This is a genomic window from Bacteroides sp. D2, assembly GCF_025147085.1.
GTDB lineage: Bacteria > Bacteroidota > Bacteroidia > Bacteroidales > Bacteroidaceae > Bacteroides.
On the sequence record NZ_CP102261.1, the window covers coordinates 1,098,621 to 1,119,459 of the forward strand.

The following is a 20,839-nucleotide window of genomic DNA, read 5'->3' on the forward strand; positions in this document are numbered from 1 at the left end:
GTATAAGAACTGACTAATATAACAGCCAATTTTTATTAACGTGAGATACCTTTTCCACCGCGGTGGAAAACTGTATCTCACGTTTTTACTGATTAGAGTAAGTAAAATACTCTATTTTCTAGCTAATTTATTAAAAACTAGCCTTAATTGAATGATTTTTTGACCTTCACTGAATAAAATATTCCCTATCTTTGACTCCCGAAATTCAAACCTAATACAAAAAACCCATGAAGAAACAACTACTCTCTTGCTGCTTGGCTGCATTGGGACTGACAGCAATTCAAGCGCAAAGCTTCAACGAGTGGAAAGATCCGGAAGTGAATTCCGCAAACCGCTCCGCTATGCACACTAATTACTTTGCTTTCGCATCGGCTGATGAAGCTAAAGCCGGCATTAAAGAAAATTCCGCAAATTTCATGACCCTGAACGGTCTTTGGAAATTCAACTGGGTGAGACACGCAGACGCACGCCCGACCGACTTTTACCAGACTAATTTCAACGACAAAGGTTGGGATGATCTTCAAGTTCCCGGTGTTTGGGAGTTGAACGGCTACGGTGACCCTATCTATGTCAACGTAGGATATGCCTGGAGAAGCCAATTCAAAAACAACCCTCCGCTAGTGCCGACAGAAAACAACCACGTAGGCTCTTACCGCAAAGAAATCATCCTTCCTGCTGACTGGAAAGGCAAAGAGATTTTTGCACATTTCGGCTCGGTAACTTCCAACATGTACCTTTGGGTGAACGGACGTTACGTAGGATATAGCGAGGACAGCAAACTGGAAGCCGAGTTCAACCTGACCAACTACCTGAAACCGGGTAAAAACGTGATTGCTTTCCAGGTATTCCGCTGGTGCGACGGCAGTTATCTGGAAGATCAGGACTTCTTCCGCTACTCTGGCGTAGGACGTGACTGCTATCTTTACGCACGTGACAAGAAATACATCCAAGATATTCGCCTCACTCCAGATTTGGATAGCCAATATAAAGACGGTACGCTGAACATAGCCGTTGATCTGAAAGGAAGCGGCACAGTTGCCTTGGACTTGACAGATACTCAAGGTAACAGTGTAGCAACTGCCGACCTGAAAGGCTCTGGCAAATTAAACACTACCCTATCCATCTCCAACCCGGCCAAATGGACTGCCGAAACGCCTAATCTCTACACGCTGACCGCTACACTGAAAAACGGCAACAACGTAGTAGAAGTAATCCCCGTTAAAGTAGGATTCCGCAAGATTGAGCTGAAAGGCGGACAGATACTCGTCAACGGGCAACCGGTACTCTTCAAAGGAGCCGACCGTCACGAAATGGACCCGGACGGCGGTTATGTCGTTTCTCTCGAACGTATGTTGCAGGATATCAAAGTGATGAAAGAATTGAATATCAACGCTGTACGTACTTGTCATTATCCGGACGACAACCGTTGGTATGACCTTTGTGACCAATATGGTCTGTATGTAGTGGCCGAAGCCAACGTAGAATCTCACGGAATGGGTTACGGCGATCAGACACTGGCAAAGAACCCGAGTTACGCTAAAGCTCACATGGAGCGTAACCAACGCAATGTACAACGCGGATACAACCATCCGTCCATCATCTTCTGGTCACTGGGCAACGAAGCCGGCATGGGACCGAACTTTGAGGAATGCTACACTTGGATTAAGAACGAAGACAAGACACGTGCCGTACAGTATGAACAAGCAGGAACCAGCGAATTCACCGATATTTTCTGCCCGATGTATTATGACTACGACGCTTGTATCAAATATAGCGAAGGCGACATCCAAAAGCCGTTAATCCAATGCGAATACGCGCACGCAATGGGTAATTCACAGGGAGGATTCAAAGAATACTGGGACATCATCCGCAAATATCCGAAATATCAGGGTGGATTTATCTGGGACTTTGTAGATCAGTCCTGCCACTGGAAAAACAAAGACGGAGTAAATATCTATGGTTATGGCGGTGATTTCAACAAATACGACGCTTCGGACAACAACTTCAACGATAACGGTTTAATCAGCCCCGACCGCGTGCCTAATCCGCATGCTTATGAAGTAGCTTATTTCTATCAGGATATATGGACTACTCCTGCGGATCTTGCCAAAGGTGAAATCAATATCTTCAACGAATATTTCTTCCGCGACCTCTCTGCATATTATATGGAATGGCAATTACTGGCAAACGGGGAAGTAGTGCAAACAGGCATTGTATCCGACCTGAAAGTTGCACCCCAGCAAACTGTGAAAGTGCAAATTCCGTTTGACGTGAAGAATATCTGTCCTTGCAAGGAATTGTTGCTGAATGTGAGCTATAAACTGAAAGCCGCCGAAACGTTGCTGCCAGCAGGAACGACTATCGCTTACGACCAGTTAAGCATCCGCGACTACAAAGCACCGGAACTGAAACTGGAAAATCAACAGGCTTCCAATATTCCGGTTATCGTGCCCAGTATTTTGGACAACGACCGCAATTACCTGATTGTTAAAGGTGAAAACTTCTCTATGGACTTCAATAAGCACAATGGTTACCTTTGTCGCTACGACGTCAATGGTATGCAAATGATGGAAGACGGCAGCGCATTGACTCCTAACTTCTGGCGTGCACCGACCGACAATGATTTCGGAGCCGGACTGCAACATAAATATGCTGCATGGAAGAATCCGGAGCTGAAACTGACTTCTCTAAAACATGCTATTGAAAACGATCAGGCAGTGGTTCGTGCTGAATATGATATGAAATCGATAGGTGGAACATTGTCACTGACTTATACTATTAATAATAAAGGTGCAGTGAAGGTTACGCAGAAGATGGTGGCAGACAAGAGCAAGAAGGTTTCTGAAATGTTCCGCTTCGGTATGCAAATGCGTATGCCTGTCAACTTCAATGAGGTGGAGTACTACGGCCGTGGTCCGGGAGAAAACTATGCTGACCGTAACCACGGAGCCATGCTAGGCAAATACCGCCAGACAGTAGAAGAACAATTCTATCCTTACATCCGCCCGCAGGAAACCGGAACCAAAACGGATATCCGCTGGTGGAGACTTCTGAACATTAGTGGTAACGGATTGCAATTCATATCGGATGCTCCTTTCTCTGCTTCTGCCCTGAATTATACCATCGAGTCATTGGATGACGGTGACGGTAAAGATCAACGTCACTCACCGGAAGTAGAAAAGGCAGACTTCACCAATTTCTGTATCGATAAGGCACAAGCAGGGCTTGCTTGTGTGAACAGTTGGGGAGCTATACCACTGGAAAAATACCGTCTTCCTTACCAAGATTATGAGTTAAGTTTTATTATGACTCCTGTATATCATAAAATAAAGTAAAAAACATAGTTAAAAAACACGGTATCAGAGAACAAGAATACCGAATTTAAAGTACTTTTGCAGCCGGAAACTAATTTAACCGAATTAGTTTCCGGCTTTTTCTTCCTTAACCCCCTTAATCTATATGGACGAACAGCACACTGGCAACAAACGCATTAAATTAAAAAACAGATATTTATTAAGTATGAAAAGTAGAATTGTTTTATTTGCATTTTGCGTAGCCCTCTTGTCTAGTTGTGGCAATAAGGGCAATGACACAGGAAAGGCTCCTGAATATGCAGTACAAGAGTTACAAAAAACAACTGCCAATTTAACAACCGCTTATCCGGCTACAATCAAAGGTAAACAAGATGTAGAAATCCGCCCCCAAGTATCGGGCTTCATCACGAAACTGTGTGTAGACGAAGGAGCAACTGTACGTAAGGGACAAGTGTTGTTCATTGTTGACCCGACTCAATATGAAGCAGCCGTACGCACTGCCAAAGCAGCAGTTGCTACAGCCGAAGCAGCAGTGAGCACTCAACAAATGACGTATGACAATAAGAAAGAGTTGAACAAGAAGCAAATTATCAGTGACTATGACCTGGCAATGGCAGAAAACTCTCTGGCACAAACCAAAGCACAGTTGGCACAGGCAAAAGCACAACTGACCACTGCTCAACAGAACTTGTCATTCACACAAGTTAAAAGCCCGTCAGATGGTGTTATCAACGATATTCCTTATCGTATAGGGGCACTAGTAAGCCCTTCTATCGCTACACCGATGACTACCGTATCCGAAATTGACGAAGTATACGTATACTTCTCAATGACAGAAAAGGAATTGCTGGCAATGACCAAGTCCGGTAGCACAATCAAAGAAGAAATCAGCAAGATACCGACTATCAAACTGCAACTAATCGACGGTTCCACATACGATGTAGATGGAAAAGTAGACGCTATCACAGGCGTTATCGACCAATCTACCGGTTCGGTAAGCATTCGTGCTATCTTCCCGAATAAGGAACATGTATTGCGTAGTGGAGGCACGGCAAACGCTCTGATTCCTTATACCATGGAGAATGTAATCACTATACCGCAGTCTGCAACAGTAGAAATCCAGGATAAGAAGTTCGTTTATGTTCTGCAACCGGACAACACAGTGAAATATACAGAAATCAAAATCTTTAATCTGGATAACGGGAAAGAGTACTTGGTTACTTCCGGTTTGAATTCAGGAGATAAAATTGTAATCGAAGGAGTACAAAACCTGAAAGATGGCCAGAAGGTTCAACCTATCACACCAGCGCAGAAAGAAGCAAACTATCAACAACATTTGAAAGACCAACGCGACGGTAATTTAGCCACAGCCTTCAACTAATAATCAGATAATCATATGAAATTAGATAGATTTATTAACCGTCCGGTACTATCAACCGTTATTTCTATCCTGATAGTCATCCTGGGGGCTATCGGATTGGCGACACTGCCTATCACGCAGTATCCGGACATCGCGCCTCCTACCGTTTCGGTAAGAGCCACCTATACGGGAGCCAGTGCATCGACCGTATTGAATTCCGTGATTGCTCCATTGGAGGAACAGATCAACGGTGTAGAAAACATGATGTATATGACCTCAACTGCGTCAAACACAGGTTCCGGTGAGATATCCATATATTTTAAACAAGGAACAGACCCGGACATGGCCGCTGTCAATGTACAAAACCGTGTCTCTATGGCACAAGGTCTGTTGCCTGCCGAAGTAACTAAAGTCGGTGTAACCACCCAAAAACGCCAGACTTCCATGCTGGTAGTATTCTCTCTATATGACGAGACAGATACATATAGCGAATCATTTATTGAAAACTATGCTAAAATCAACCTAATCCCACAAGTACAACGTGTTCAAGGTGTAGGTGATGCTAACGTTTTGGGTCAGGATTATTCTATGCGTATCTGGTTACGACCGGACGTCATGGCACAATACAAGCTCGTACCTAGTGATGTTTCCACTGCTCTGGCAGAACAAAATGTCGAAGCAGCTCCAGGACAGTTCGGTGAACGAAGTAACCAAACTTTCCAATATACTATCCGCTATAAAGGACGTTTGCAACAGCCTGAAGAGTTTGAAAATATCGTTATCAAATCTCTTCCTGACGGTGAAGTACTCCGTCTGAAAGATATAGCAGAAATTCAGCTGGACCGTTTGGGATATAACTTTACCAACCGGGTAGACGGCCACAAATCTGTGACTTGTATCGTATACCAGATGGCAGGAACCAATGCGACACAGACCATCAGTGATATTGAAGCATTGTTGGATGAAGCATCAAAAACGTTACCTACCGGATTGAAACTGAACATCTCCATGAATGCCAACGACTTCCTCTTCGCTTCTATCCATGAAGTATTGAAGACGTTGATCGAAGCATTTATCCTGGTGTTTATCGTAGTGTATATCTTCTTGCAGGATTTACGTTCGACATTGATTCCGACTATCGCCATTCCGGTAGCTCTGATCGGTACTTTCTTCATCCTGTCCCTGGTAGGATTCAGTTTGAACTTGTTGACGTTATGTGCGCTCGTGCTTGCTATTGCGATTGTGGTCGACGATGCGATTGTGGTCGTCGAGGGTGTGCATGCCAAGCTTGACCAAGGTTATACATCTGCCCGTCTGGCTTCTATCGATGCCATGAATGAATTGGGTGGTGCTATCGTATCTATTACGTTGGTCATGATGGCTGTATTCGTTCCGGTAAGTTTCATGGGAGGTACAGCAGGAACATTCTATCGTCAGTTCGGTATGACTATGGCTATCGCTATCGGTCTGTCTGCATTGAACGCATTGACTTTGAGTCCGGCTTTGTGCGCCGTTCTTCTGAAACCTCACAAAAAAGAAGATGGAACAACGGAAGACTCCACATTGAAAGAACGTATGAAAGTAGCCTATACGGCAGCCCATACAACTATGATCAACAGATATACCGAAGCTATCGGGAAGATGTTGCATCCGGGAATTACACTTACTTTCACGCTTATTGCCATTCTCGGCATGATCTTTGGTTTGTTCAGTATCAATCCGATAGTTACTGCTATTTTCGTAGTGCTTAGTGTTCTGGCACTGATTGGAATGAGTACGAAGAAGTTTAAAAACAGATTCAACGATACATACGAATCAATCCTGAAACGTTATAAGAAACGAGTACTGTTCTTTATCCAGAAGAAATGGTTGTCTATGGGATTAGTTGTCGCTTCCATTGCGATACTTGTATTCTTCATGAACACCACCCCGACAGGTATGGTACCTAATGAAGATACCGGAACACTGATGGGAGCAGTAACATTACCTCCGGGTACTTCTCAAGACCGTTCCGAAGAGATTTTGGCACGTGTAGACAGTCTGATCGCTTCCGATCCTGCGGTATTGTCACGTACAATGATTTCCGGATTCAGCTTTATCGGTGGTCAGGGACCTTCCTATGGTTCTTTCATTATCAAACTGAAAGACTGGGACGAACGTTCCATGATACAGAATTCAGACGTTGTGGTCGGCTCCTTATATATGCGTGCACAGAAGATTATCAAAGAAGCACAAGTATTGTTCTTCGCTCCTCCTATGATCCCGGGTTACTCGGCATCTACGGATATTGAAGTGAATATGCAGGATAAGACCGGTGGTGATCTGAACAAATTCTTCGATGTGGTTAATGATTATACGGCAGCATTGGAAGCACGTCCGGAAATTAATTCAGCAAAGACTTCCTTCAACCCGAATTTCCCGCAATACATGATTGACATTGATGCGGCAGCTTGTAAAAAAGCTGGCATCAGCCCGAGCGATATCCTCACTACTATGCAAGGATATTACGGAGGTTTGTACGCATCCAACTTCAATCGTTTCGGTAAGATGTATCGTGTTATGATTCAGTCAGATCCGTTATCACGCAAAAACCTGGAATCTTTAAAAAATATCAAGGTGCGTAATAGTGCAGGCGAGATGGCCCCGATTGCCCAGTTCATTTCTGTGGAGAAAGTATATGGTCCGGATATTATTAGTCGTTTCAACCTTTATACCTCTATGAAAGTAATGGTAGCTCCGGCAAGTGGTTATACATCCGGTCAGGCATTGACGGCTCTTGCCGAAGTTGCTCAAGAAAACCTGCCTACCGGTTATACGTATGAACTAGGAGGTATGGCGCGTGAAGAGGCTCAAAGTAGCGGAAGTGCTACCGGACTGATTTTTGTACTCTGTTTTGTATTCGTTTACTTATTGTTGAGTGCACAGTACGAAAGTTACATTCTTCCATTGGCCGTATTATTATCCATTCCGTTCGGTCTGTTAGGCAGTTTCCTGTTTGTGAATGGTGTAAGTGCTATCGGTAATATTTCGGCATTGAAGATGATTCTGGGTACGATGTCAAACAATATCTATATGCAGATCGCGTTAATCATGTTGATGGGTCTGTTGGCGAAGAATGCCATCTTGATCGTAGAGTTCGCCCTAGATCGTCGCAAGATGGGTATGAGTATCACTTGGGCAGCTGTATTGGGTGCCGGTGCTCGTCTCCGCCCGATTCTGATGACATCATTGGCGATGGTAGTCGGTTTGCTTCCATTGATGTTTGCCTTCGGTGTAGGTGCCCACGGTAACCGTACACTAGGTACTGCCTCTATCGGTGGTATGTTAATCGGTATGATTTGCCAAATTTTCATCGTTCCTGCCTTGTTTGTTATCTTCCAGTATCTGCAAGAGAAAGTTAAACCGATGGAATGGGAAGATATTGACAATGCAGATGCCGTAACAGAGATTGAACAATACGCTAAATAATGAAATTCGATATGAAGAAACAGATTCTATATATGTTGTGCGCAACTGCTCTCTTGAGCAGCTGCCACATCTATAAGTCGTATGACAGACCCGAAGATATCACTACTTCCGGCCTGTATCGCGATCCGGTAGCGGATAATGATACACTGGCTTCGGATACAGCTAACTTCGGAAATCTGCCGTGGAGAGAAGTCTTCACCGACCCGCAACTCCAGTCACTCATCGAAGCAGGACTGAAACAAAATACGGACCTCTTGTCTGCTGCACAGAATGTGAAAGCGGCAGAAGCATCCCTGATGTCGGCACGTTTGGCTTATGCTCCGTCACTGGGATTGTCTCCGCAAGGAACGATTAGCAGCTTCGACAAGAACGCAGCTACAAAAACTTATTCATTACCTGTCACAGCTAGTTGGCAAATTGATTTGTTTGGTCAGCTACTGAATGCTAAACGGAGTGCCCAGGTTACTCTGAAGCAAACTAAGGCTTACCGCCAGGCAGTACAGACACAGGTTATCTCTAACGTCGCCAATATGTATTATACATTAATGATGTTGGACCGCCAGTTGGAAATAACCAAGGCTACAGCAGAAATTCTGAAAAAGAATGCAGAAACGATGGAAGCCATGAAAGATGCGGCCATGTATAGCATCAATTCAGCTGGTGTAGAACAAAGTAAAGCCGCTTACGCACAGGTACTTGCCAGTATTCCTGATATCGAGCAGAGTATCCGCGAAACGGAAAATGCACTGTCTACTCTTTTGGGAGAGGCTCCCCATGCCATCAAGCGTGGTGAATTGGAAGCACAAGTACTTCCAACCGAACTTTCCGCCGGTGTGCCTATTCAGCTATTATCCAATCGTCCGGACGTAAAAGCAGCCGAAATGTCATTGGCTAGTTGCTATTATAATACCAACTCGGCTCGTGCCGCTTTCTATCCGCAAATCACACTTAGCGGTTCAGCAGGATGGACAAATAATTCAGGAGCCGGAATCGTTAATCCCGGCAAATTGTTGGCCTCTGTTGTCGGTTCACTGACACAGCCATTGTTCTACCGCGGACAGAACATCGCTCGCCTGAAAGCTGCTAAAGCGCAGGAAGAACAAGCGAAATTATCTTTCCAACAAGCCTTATTGAATGCTGGTAGTGAGGTTAGCAATGCGCTAAGTTTATACCAAAAGACCAGTGAAAAGGTAGAATCTCGCCAAATGCAGGTAGAATCTGCTAAAAAAGCTTCGGAAGATACAAAAGAATTGTTTAACTTAGGGACCTCAACCTACCTGGAAGTATTGTCTGCACAACAGTCTTACCTGAGCGCACAAATCTCTCAGGTTTCTGATTGCTTTGATCGAATGCAGGCAGTAGTAAGCCTTTACCAGGCACTGGGTGGTGGAAGAGAAGAATAACTTTAAACATATACTATTATGATTAGTCCGTTAGCTTACGTAGATCCCGAAGCAAAGCTAGGCAAGAATGTAACTGTTCTGCCTTTTGCCTACATCGAAAAGAATGTAGAGATCGGAGATGACTGCGTCATCATGTCTTACGCTAGTATCTTGCAAGGTACTAAAATGGGAAAAGGAAATAAGGTACATCAGAATGCCGTCCTCGGAGCGGAACCGCAAGATTTCCACTACACAGGAGAAGAAAGTAGCCTGATTATTGGAGATAACAACGATATTCGTGAGAATGTGGTAATCAGCCGCGCTACATTTGCCGGCAATGCTACCAAAATCGGAAATGGAAACTACCTAATGGATAAGGTACACCTTTGCCATGATGTACAAATCAGCAATAACTGTGTAGTAGGCATAGGTACTACCATTGCAGGAGAGTGTATGCTGGATGACTGCGCTATCCTAAGTGGCAATGTCACCTTACACCAATATTGTCATATAGGTAGCTGGACACTGGTACAAAGTGGATGCCGTATATCTAAGGATGTGCCTCCATACGTTATCATGTCAGGAAATCCGGTGGCATATCACGGTGTAAATGCTGTGGTTCTCTCGCAACATCGCAATACATCGGAAAGAGTCCTCCGTCACATCGCCAACGCATACCGTTTGATTTATCAGGGTAATTTTAGCGTTCAGGATGCTGTACAGAAGATCATCGATCAGGTTCCTATGAGTGAGGAGATCGAGAATATTGTAAATTTCGTGAAGAACTCGGAAAGAGGGATTGTGAAATAAATAAAGTGAGTCTATATAAAGAAGGTTGATACTTTTTCAAGTATCAACCTTCTTTTTTATCTTCAAATTCAAAGATTCAATTCACTATTCAAACTCCAACGTTCCGAAGAAATCAGGGCGGTGGAAATCCGGCTGTTCAATCTGTATCGGATTCCATGAAAGGAAATGAGGGGTCTGCAATTCATCGCCACATTTATAGAAATTAGCTTTTATCTCCTTTCCGTCGAGCGAATCAATCTGGTGCTTAAAGAACACAGAATACGGAATAATAAGGGCCACCTCCCAGTCCGTTTCACCGATGCGTTCAGCAAAAGGCTGATTACCCAGACTAGACCAGCGTTGTACAAGAGCAGTCACCTCTTTCGGTGCATGTTCGCGGTTGTTACGCACAGGTCCGGCACCCACCAGAATAGTTCCGATGCAATTGCATTCTATATTATAATAGATTCCGTCGCCTGCAGGTATGGAAAAGAATTCCACGCAGGAGTCAGTCCATACAGAACCGTTATCTTCTCCATACTTGGCACGTACACTCTCCTCTTTCACTTTAAAATGTAGCAAAATCGAGTTCTGTGTGTGAGCAATTCGAAAATTCACTTTAGGTTTGTAAGGATATTCAGCCCAATTGACACACTGAACCGGCTGAAAATCTATTTTTTCTTCATCGAATAATTTAGGAAGCGAACAAGCCTCCACGTTAGCCGCACTAATTTTCTTTACTTTCATATATCTTTCGTTTGAATGATACAAATATAGTTACTTTCTTTGGTTTACACCTTATTTCTATGTTATTTTTAAATTGCAAATTATTATATTAAAAAATAATATTTAGTTAAATATTGCTCAACTATTATATAATGAGATATTTTTTCATATATTTGCCATCACTTAACCGATTAAATAGATACTGTTTATGAAAACATCCCTTAAAGACATAGCAGAAACCTTAAAATTATCCAAGACAACAATCTCTTGGGTACTTTCTGGTAAGGGGGATGAAAAAGGTATTAGTCTTGCTACACAAGAAAAAGTCTTTCAATGCGCCAAACAGTTGAATTACCAGCCTAATTTATTAGCCAGAAGCCTAAATACGGGTATATCAGGCACAATCGGATTAATCATACCGGATATTACAGACTCTTTTTACTCCAAAGTTGCCCGTTCTATAGAAAAGGAAGCGGAAACACAAGGCTATTCATTAATGATTTGTAGCTCTGAATCTGAAATAGAAAGAGAAAACAGAATGATCCGGTTATTCAAAGCGAAACAGGTGGATGGAATTATAGTAGCCCCCACAAAAGTTTCTAAAATTGAAATACAGAATCTAGTCAAAGAAGGCTATCCATTAGTCTTATTTGACCGCTACTTTCCTGAGATGCAGACAAACTACATCATTATTGACAATGAAGGCAGTAGCTACGAGTTAGTAAAGAAAATGATCGATAACGGATCATCTAAAATAGCTATTATTACCACGAATCCTCATCTCCGCACAATGAATATGAGACGAGAAGGGTATGCAAGAGCTTTAATTGAAGCCAACCTACCCGTTGATCCTGATCTATATGGAGAGGTGACCTTTGTTGATTATGAGAAGAATGTTTTCAAGACTCTTGATCAAATATTCAGCAAAGTACCTGATGTAGATGGGTTCTTCTTCACAACCCATATTTTGGCTCTGGAAGCATTCCGTTACTTTTATGAAAAAGGAATCAATATAAATAAAGGATATGAATTGGCTTGTATTCATGGAGTATCAGCATTCCGTGTCTTAGCACCTAATATGAACATCGCAAGAATGCCAATAGAAGAGATCGGTAAGAATGCCGTAAGGATTCTACTTGGCGATATCAAATATCGCTTGGAAAATTCGACCGAAAAAAAAGAAGTAGAAACACTTGTCCTGCCATGTTCATTACCCTAGTCATGATTTTACATTTTTTCTTCAATCACTTAACCGGTTTAGTAAAAATAAATAATGATATCAAATTAACAAATGTAACAATAAAGAAAATAGCCCTCTAATTATTAACATAAAGATACAGAATTATGAAGTTCCAAATTAAAAATGAAAAATACATGCTGGCTCTATTAGGACTTCTAGTATGGGCATGCAGCAGTAACAACATTGATATTGAAAATATGCGATGTGAATATCAAATTTCTCCAATTGGCATTGATTCACCAGCACCGCGTTTTACTTGGAATTACACAACCAATAATGAAGATGCAACAGAGTTTTCTCAAGACAGCTATCAGCTATATATCGCCACCCGGGAACAAGATTTGAGAAACTCATCCGATAATAGCTGGCAATCTGACACTATTTACTCTGACACTCCTCATGCGACCTATCAAGGATCAGAAAAATTGAAATCCAGAACTCGTTATTACTGGCAAGTAATAGCATGGGATAGAACAAAGGAACATAAGATTATCTCTCCTATATCCAGTTTTGAAACAGCTCAACTCAACCAAAGTGACTGGACAGGAGTATGGATTACTGATAATCATGATAAAGATTATACGCCAGCGCCCATGTTGCGCAAGTCGTTTATCGCTCAAGATGATATACAACAAGCAAGATTATATGTAAGTGCCGCTGCATATTATAAAATGACATTAAATGGTAAATCAATAACATCATCACATCTCAATCCGGGTTTTACTCATTATGATAAAAGAAATCTGTATAACACATACGACGTCACTTCACAACTGCTCAAAGGAGAGAACGTACTATCTGCAATACTTGGGAACGGATTCTACAACGAATCGGCCCCTGTAGCAACATGGAGCTATGAGCAAGCCCGCTGGCGTAACCGCCCAAGAATGATCTGCGAAATGGAGATATTATATAAAAATGGAGAAAAGCAAACCATCCATTCAGATTCTACTTGGAAAACGAGTACCGGTCCTTATATACAAAACAATATTTATAGTGGTGATACCTATGATGCATGTCTTGCAATTGCTGGATGGGACAAACCGGGTTTTGATGACTCTAAATGGACAAATGCAATTCAGGTGGCTGCCCCTTCTCCCCTACTAGTATCACAAAACATGCCTGCTATTGAAACGGAACAATTTATCACTCCAATCAATATGCGTTCTTTTGGTGATACAGTCTATGTATACGATTTTGGAGTTAATATGTCAGGGGTCTGTACTCTTTCTATCAATGGCAAGAAAGGCACTAAAGTCAGTATGCAACACGGCGAATTGCTAAAAGATAACGGACGCTTGGAAATGCGCAACTTAGATATTTACTACAAACCATTACCTGGCCTCGCTTTTCAAACAGACACTTATATATTGGACGGAAAACAAGGTACATTCACTCCAGATTTTACATATCATGGATTTCAATATGTAGAAGTTCGTTCAGATCGTCCTGTAAAACTTACTAAAGAGAGCTTAACCGCTCAATTCATACATACGGCTGTTCCTCCTGTTGGTAAATTCAGTTGTTCAAATGAACTATTAAATAAAATATGGAAAGCTGCTAATCAATCATATTTATCAAATCTGATGAGTATCCCGACTGACTGTCCCCAACGAGAGAAAAATGGATGGACTGCCGATGCACACATAACAATGGATTTAGGATTATTAAACTTCGATGGTATTACTTTCTATGAAAAATGGCTGGATGATATGATTGATAATCAAAATGAAGAAGGACGTATATCGGGAATCATTCCTAGTTCCGGATGGGGCTATGATGACTGGATAGGTCCTGTATGGGATGCTGCCATGTTTATCGTGCCAATGGCAATTTACCACTACTATGGAGATACAAGAAGCATCGAAAAACTATGGCCTGTATGCACCAAATACCTTGCCTACCTCGCAGGACGCGAGGACGCGGAAGGAACCGTAACTTACGGAATTGGTGACTGGGTATTCCATAAAACACAAACCCCTACAGAATTCACCACTACCTGCTATTATTATTTAGACAATCTGTATATGGCTAAATTTGCAGAACTCATTGGAAAAGATGGTAGTAGTTATGCTAAGAAAGCAGAAGAATTGAAATTGCTTATCAATCACAAATACTTCGACACATCCAAAGCTATTTATGCCAATGGTTCGCAAGCAGCACAAGGAGTTGCCTTATACCTTGGAATCGTTCCTAAAGAATACGAACAGCAGGTTGCAGATAATCTTTCTACGATGATAAAAGCCAATAAAAACCTGCTCGATTTTGGAGTTTTAGGCAGTAAAACAGTCCTGCGGATGCTTTCCAAATATGGATATGCTGACTTGGCATATCAGATGGCCGCACAAGAAGAAGCTCCATCTTGGGGCAATTGGATAAAACAAGGTTTCACTACACTAGCAGAAACATGGATACTTTCACCTGAATTTAGAGATGCCTCCGTAAATCACATGTTTCTTGGAGACATTAATGCATGGATGTACAATATATTGGCAGGCATTAATTATGATGAACAGAAACCCGGATTCAAACATATTCTTATCCAACCTCATTTCGTAAAAGGTCTTGACTGGGTAAAAGCAGAATATAAATCTGTAAACGGAATCATTCGTTCTGAATGGGAACGTAAAGGAGAACAAGTGATTCTCAAAGTCACGATCCCAGTCAATACGAATGCAACAGTAGAATATAATGGTAAAAAGATAGATTTAAGGTCAGGAAAACATCAACTCACATTTTAATTGAAACAAAAGAAAGGAGGTTTAATAGAGGTATATAAAGAAGCAAAAATGAGACCGTTATGTAATACTATAAAAATATAACACTAGTTACTTTGTCACACCATCAATCAAATCTATTAACAATGAATAAAATCAGTACACTGCTATTTTTGATATTTCTCACTTGTACAAGTGGTGTTTTTGCCGATTCCGGTAGTTCCATCTCCTTAAATGGAACATGGGAACTCTCTTATTGGATGCAACCTGAAGAACCTATAACTTCGCCCAAGGACATGCAACTAGCTGAAGTGAAACATCTATCAGCCCAAGTCCCCGGTAATGTAGAACTAGACCTAATGGCTGCCAACTTAATTAAAGATCCGATGATTGGCAGTAATGTAAATGAATTACGCAAATGGGAAGGCTATCAATGGTGTTATTCCAAATCATTCGTAGCGCCACAACTAAAACCAGGACAACAATATCAACTCTTCTTTGCCGGAATAGACTGTCTGGCCGATATATGGCTGAATGGAAAGCACATTGGCAAAGCAGAAAATATGATGATTGAACATGCTTTTGATGTAACTAAAGAAATAAAAGCAGGAGAAAGCAATCAACTCCAAGTGATACTCCGTTCATCTGTTATTGAAGGACAAAAACATCTGTTAGGGACATTCAGTATTGGAAACTTCCCGTCTGAAGAATCCGTATTCATCAGAAAAGCTCCGCACACCTATGGATGGGACATTCTGCCACGATTAGTCAGTGCAGGTTTGTGGAGAGATGTAGAATTACGCGTATTGAATCCGGCACGTCTCACAGATGTTCACTATATGGTCGCCAATGTAGACACTGCTACCAGAAATGTACGTTTGTATACTGATGTACAAGTAAAACTACCTTTCGAAAAGTTCGACAAAGTGAAAGCCGTATATACATTAAGTCGCCATGGGAAAGAAATATATAAAGGAAGCTCTGTTGTCGTTTCCCCAGCATTCCGATATATAATGGAAATCAAGAATGCTGATTTATGGTGGCCAAGAGGATATGGAGAACCGGCTTTATATGATGCAAAAGTAGAGTTAGTAGATTCTGACGGCACTATTTTATCAACAGATAATAAACGGGTAGGCCTCCGCACGATTCAACTAGACATTACAGACATCAACCTCCCACCGGATCATCCGGGTAAATTCTGTTTCATAGTCAATGGAGAACCTATTTTTATTCACGGAACCAATTGGGTACCCATGGATGCACTCCATAGCCGGGATCATTCTTTCGTAGACGAATCTATCCGCATGGCTGTAGAATTAAACTGCAATATGATACGTTGTTGGGGTGGCAACGTGTATGAAGATCATCATTTCTTTAATTTATGCGATGAAAACGGCATTATGGTATGGCAGGATTTTACGATGGGATGCACTTTCTATCCTCAACGCAGCTCATTTACACAAGCATTGGAAGAAGAGGCCATTTCCGTTGTATGCAAGTTACGCAATCATCCATCACTCGTTTTATGGTCAGGAAATAATGAAGACGATTGTGCACTGCGCTGGTCTTTGCAACCATTTAATATTAATCCAAATCAGGATGTAGTTAGCCGCAAGGTCCTCCCGGCAGTTATTTATGAGTTTGACCCTACTCGCCCTTATCTTCCCAGCTCTCCTTACTACAGCCAAGCGGTATATGAAAGAGGAAGTGCTGACCAATATTTACCAGAAAACCATTTATGGGGTCCCAGAGGATATTACAAAGACAAATTCTATACGGATGCTACCTGCTGCTTTGTCAGTGAAATCGGCTATCACGGCTGCCCTAATTTAGAAAGTCTCCAGAAAATGATGACAAAAGATGCCGTATATCCCTGGACAAAAAATCATGAATGGAATGATGAATGGGTTACCAAATCTGTTCGTAGATTCCCAGAATGGGGAAAGACATTCGATCGCAATAATCTTATGATTAATCAGGTACGTTTACTTTTTGGTGAAGTTCCCTCCAAACTGGATGATTTTATATTCGCTTCTCAATCCGTACAGGCAGAAGCTATGAAATATTTCATAGAAATGTGGCGTGGAAAGAAGTTTGACGACAAGACTGGTATTGTCTGGTGGAACCTGCGGGATGGATGGCCAGTGATCTCTGATGCGATTGTTGACTACTACAATTCAAAGAAGATGGCATATTATTTCATCAAGAATGTTCAACAGGATGTTTGTGTACTAATCAATGATGCAGAAGGCGGAAATTACCCACTGATAGGAACGAATGACACACGCAACGTACAAAGTGGTAATGTAACGGTAACAGATGCATCCTCGGGACGTAAAATCTATGAGAGCACTTTCCGTATTCCAGCCAATCAAAAGGTCAGAATAGCCTCACTACCGGAAGAAAGCGGTCAAGGAATCTATCTGATCCAATACCAGATCGGTAATCAGAAATTCATGAATCATTACCTATACGGCAAGGCACCTTTCAACTTGAAAGAATACAAGCGGCTGTTACAAAAAACCGGATTATACGCTAAAAAATAATAGTTATGAAAGAGAACTTGTTAGGAATTGACGTAGGAGGCACCAAATGCGCCATCATCTACGGTATCAAAGAAAACGACGAGCTACATATCATCGACAAAAAGAAATTTGATACGACCACAGTCGACGAAACAATAGACAGAATTCTCTGTGAAACCGAAAAGATGATGAACCTCCACCAGCTAACCCCTACTAACACAAAAGCGATTGGAATCTGTTGCGGAGGTCCTCTCAACAGTGAAACAGGCATCGTGATGTCTCCCCCTAACCTACCGGGATGGGACAACATCCCCATTGTGGCAATGGTGGAAAAAAAGACGGGCATTAAAACCAGTCTACACAATGATGCCAATGCCTGTGCTTTAGCCGAATGGAAGTTCGGAGCAGGAAAAGGAACTAAGAATATGGTCTTTCTCACATTCGGTACGGGACTGGGAGCAGGATTAATATTAAATGGCAAACTGTATACGGGCACCAATGACAATGCCGGAGAACTGGGACATATCCGCCTGTCGGATTTCGGTCCGATAGGTTACGGTAAAAAGGGCTCTTTTGAGGGATTTGCCAGCGGTGGAGGTATTGCTCAACTCTCCAAAATGTATGTGATGGAGAAATTGCAGACCGGACAGAAAGTTGAATGGTGTACCTTACAGGAACTAGATCAGCTTACTGCCCGAAAAGTGGCTGAAGAAGCTGCCAAAGGTGATAAATTAGCCCAAAGCATATATGAGACGTCTGCTATTTATCTGGGAAAAGGATTATCCATGGTGATCGATATCTTGAATCCGGAAGTCATTGTGATAGGTGGCATCTATACCCGGAATAAAAATATGATGGAACCCATCATGCAAAAGATAATCGATCAGGAAGCATTATCCTGTGCAAACAGAGTATGTAAAGTGAAACCAGCCGCCTTGGGAGAGCAGATAGGAGATTATGCAGCTCTTTCTGTAGCCGCTAACTTAACCGATTAACTATTATGAAAGAGCTTATTGAAACAACACTGGAAGAGGCTCGGCAAACGTTGGAGAGCTTTCTTGAGGAAACAACAACAGTCGGGATTATTTCACAGGCAGCCTCTACCTGCGCCGAAGCATTAAAAGCCGGAAATAAGATTATCAGCTGTGGTAATGGAGGTTCTTTATGTGACGCCACCCACTTTGCAGAAGAACTAACCGGACGTTACCGCAACAACCGCATCCCGCTACCGGCAATTGCAATCAATGACCCGGCTTACATGACCTGTGTGGGAAATGATTTTTCGTTCAACGAGATCTTCTCCCGCTATGTAGAAGCTATGGGATGTAAGGGAGATGTATTATTGGCCATCAGCACAAGCGGACATTCCGAGAACATACTGAAAGCTGCCGTACAAGCACACAACAATGGAATGAAAGTGATAGCGCTGACTTCAAAAGGAGAGAATGAACTGTCACGACTGGCAGACATTGCAGTCTGCGCGCCACGAGCAGCACATTCCGACAGAATACAAGAAATTCACATCAAAGTTATCCACATTCTGATTCAGGCAATTGAGGCAGAATTAGGCTTTGAATAATAACCTACTAAATTTAATCAATATGGCAATGAAAATGACACATATCAGTAAAACTCTATTGAGTATTGTTTGCACACTTTGGGGAATGTCCGCCTGCTCGGATGATTATAACAAATATGACGATTGCCCGGCTTGCAACTATTATCCTGTTGCAGTAGGGAATTCAACAGGAACTCCGGTTCATGCTATCGGTGTCGAGATGGATCCACACTTCTTCTCACAAAACATCACCCGCAATGATGGTTCAAAGGCTGAAGATTGGGAAAATATAGTTGTACAACGGGTAAAGAAAATGAAAGTACAACAATTCCGAATCATGATGCAGCCACAATGGTGGGAACCCTCCAATGACAACAACGATCCTAATGTCGCGGATATGAGCAAATTCACTTTTGATTCGGAAGAAATGCAATCTGTATACAAAGTATTGGATCTGGCCCAGGAGAATAATATCGGAGTGACATTAGTCGTATGGGGAGCCATTACCAATATCGACTTACTATCAGGCATTAACAATGGTCAAAAGCATTTCTTGTGTGATGCACGAAGTTATAACGTTAATCCGGGTTGGATTGCCGGTATAGATAACTATGAAGAATTTGCTGAAAACTTCTCCACAATGGTGAAATACCTGATTGAAGAAAAGCATTATACCTGTATCAATCAAATTACTCCATTCAATGAACCTGACAGTCATATAGCAGGTTACGGCCGCATCATGTGGCAAGGTGATTTTGAAACCATGGGTTGGCAGGACACCTACGCCCCCATGGTGAAAGCACTGGATGCCAAGTTTAAAGCAGATGGAATACGCAGTAAGGTACACTTCAACCTTTCTGACAATACAGACGGTACACCCGGATATATCGCTGCCTGTGTTTCCGCTTTCACAAACGATGAAGCCGACCTGTATAACTCTCATGTATACAAGTTTGACTACAACACCCCTAATTCGACTCTCGTAAATTGGGAACGTCAAAATATAGCTTCTGCAGGAGGTAAAAGACATTTTGTTGGAGAATTCGGTTTTCCTGGATACGGAAGTGCCCGTCAATATGGTATAGACACGTATACGCGAGGGGTACAGCTAATCCGCGTTGCTCTGAACTATCTGAATGCCGGTGCTTGCGGAGTAAGCTACTGGAGTCTGATCGATCAATATTATAACCGCAATGCCTCCTATTCGGAAATGCAGCAACTCGGTTTATGGAAATATCTAAAATCCGCTTATACCGAAGACCCAGATGTATATTCCAAAATCAAGGAAGACTACGAGGTACGTCCTCAATACTATGCATATAGTCTGTTGACACGTTTTGTCCGCCAGGGCGACGAAGTATATCCATTGGATCTCGGCGACGAGTTGATAGCCGGAAGTGCTTTTCTCAACACAGAGGGAAAATGGACGTATGTACTTTCCAACGCTACAGACAAAGACAAGATGATACAGTTGGAAAATGATAAAGAAGGTGCCAATGGAGAATACAATGTCTACAAATATATGGAAGGACGCCTACCGGAAGGTGATAATCTTATAGAATCAACAGAAACGGTCAACACGCAAGAGAATAACCTAAAACTTAAATTATCTCGTTCATCAATCAGGGTATTAGTACAAAAATAGAAGTATATACACCCCATTTAGTGGGGATATATATACACCGTATTGGGCATATATATTCACCATGTTAGCCATATATATCCGCCGTGCTGGATATATATGCCCACCAACCAAG

General features: G+C 42.2%; 12 protein-coding genes. 11 read left to right on the forward strand and 1 reads right to left on the reverse strand.

Features of this window, described 5'->3' with window-relative positions; translation table 11 throughout:
* The first annotated feature begins 227 nt into the window (after nt 1-227).
* The 5 genes from NQ505_RS03880 to lpxA all read left to right on the forward strand — a co-directional run bounded on the left by NQ505_RS03880 (nt 228) and on the right by lpxA (nt 10,334).
* The gene (locus tag NQ505_RS03880; protein ID WP_008998204.1) at nt 228-3,335 is read left to right on the forward strand and encodes a glycoside hydrolase family 2 TIM barrel-domain containing protein; all 3,108 of its coding nucleotides are present in this window, start codon (nt 228-230) and stop codon (nt 3,333-3,335) included.
* A 184-nt stretch (nt 3,336-3,519) separates the two neighbouring features.
* Nucleotides 3,520-4,695 carry an efflux RND transporter periplasmic adaptor subunit gene (locus tag NQ505_RS03885; protein ID WP_032841908.1) on the forward strand — a complete coding sequence of 392 codons (1,176 nt, stop codon included), beginning with the start codon at nt 3,520-3,522 and terminating at the stop codon, nt 4,693-4,695.
* A gap of 15 nt (nt 4,696-4,710) precedes the next feature.
* Complete coding sequence (locus NQ505_RS03890; RefSeq protein ID WP_008998205.1) at nt 4,711-8,142, forward strand: efflux RND transporter permease subunit; 3,432 nt, start codon at nt 4,711-4,713, stop codon at nt 8,140-8,142.
* An 11-nt stretch (nt 8,143-8,153) separates the two neighbouring features.
* Nucleotides 8,154-9,545, forward strand: a complete 1,392-nt coding sequence (locus NQ505_RS03895; protein ID WP_004307480.1) for a TolC family protein — start codon at nt 8,154-8,156, stop codon at nt 9,543-9,545.
* Nucleotides 9,546-9,563: 18 nt separating this feature from the next.
* Complete coding sequence (lpxA, locus tag NQ505_RS03900; RefSeq protein ID WP_004307481.1) at nt 9,564-10,334, forward strand: acyl-ACP--UDP-N-acetylglucosamine O-acyltransferase; 771 nt, start codon at nt 9,564-9,566, stop codon at nt 10,332-10,334.
* A gap of 84 nt (nt 10,335-10,418) precedes the next feature.
* On the opposite strand, the gene NQ505_RS03905 is transcribed toward lpxA, so the two are convergent.
* On the reverse strand, nt 10,419-11,060 hold the full coding sequence (locus NQ505_RS03905) for a carbohydrate-binding family 9-like protein (RefSeq protein ID WP_008998206.1): 642 nt from the start codon (nt 11,058-11,060) through the stop codon (nt 10,419-10,421).
* Between the two features lie 187 nt (nt 11,061-11,247).
* On the opposite strand from NQ505_RS03905, the gene NQ505_RS03910 reads away from it, so the two are divergent.
* From NQ505_RS03910 to NQ505_RS03935, 6 genes are all read left to right on the forward strand, one after another.
* Nucleotides 11,248-12,258 (forward strand): LacI family DNA-binding transcriptional regulator, encoded by a 1,011-nt coding sequence (locus NQ505_RS03910; RefSeq protein WP_004310382.1) that lies wholly within the window; start codon nt 11,248-11,250, stop codon nt 12,256-12,258.
* 125 nt (nt 12,259-12,383) lie between these two features.
* A complete protein-coding gene (locus NQ505_RS03915; protein WP_008998207.1) occupies nt 12,384-15,020 on the forward strand; it encodes a family 78 glycoside hydrolase catalytic domain in 2,637 nt (878 codons plus the stop codon).
* Between the two features lie 122 nt (nt 15,021-15,142).
* Nucleotides 15,143-17,545, forward strand: a complete 2,403-nt coding sequence (locus NQ505_RS03920; protein ID WP_008998208.1) for a glycoside hydrolase family 2 protein — start codon at nt 15,143-15,145, stop codon at nt 17,543-17,545.
* A 5-nt stretch (nt 17,546-17,550) separates the two neighbouring features.
* Entirely contained in the window at nt 17,551-18,519 is a 969-nt protein-coding gene (locus tag NQ505_RS03925) for an ROK family protein (RefSeq protein WP_008998209.1), read from the forward strand.
* A 5-nt stretch (nt 18,520-18,524) separates the two neighbouring features.
* Nucleotides 18,525-19,103: an SIS domain-containing protein gene (locus tag NQ505_RS03930; RefSeq protein WP_004310374.1), complete on the forward strand. Its 579-nt coding sequence runs from the start codon at nt 18,525-18,527 to the stop codon at nt 19,101-19,103.
* A gap of 22 nt (nt 19,104-19,125) precedes the next feature.
* On the forward strand, nt 19,126-20,727 hold the full coding sequence (locus NQ505_RS03935) for a hypothetical protein (protein WP_008998210.1): 1,602 nt from the start codon (nt 19,126-19,128) through the stop codon (nt 20,725-20,727).
* Nucleotides 20,728-20,839: the final 112 nt, after the last annotated feature.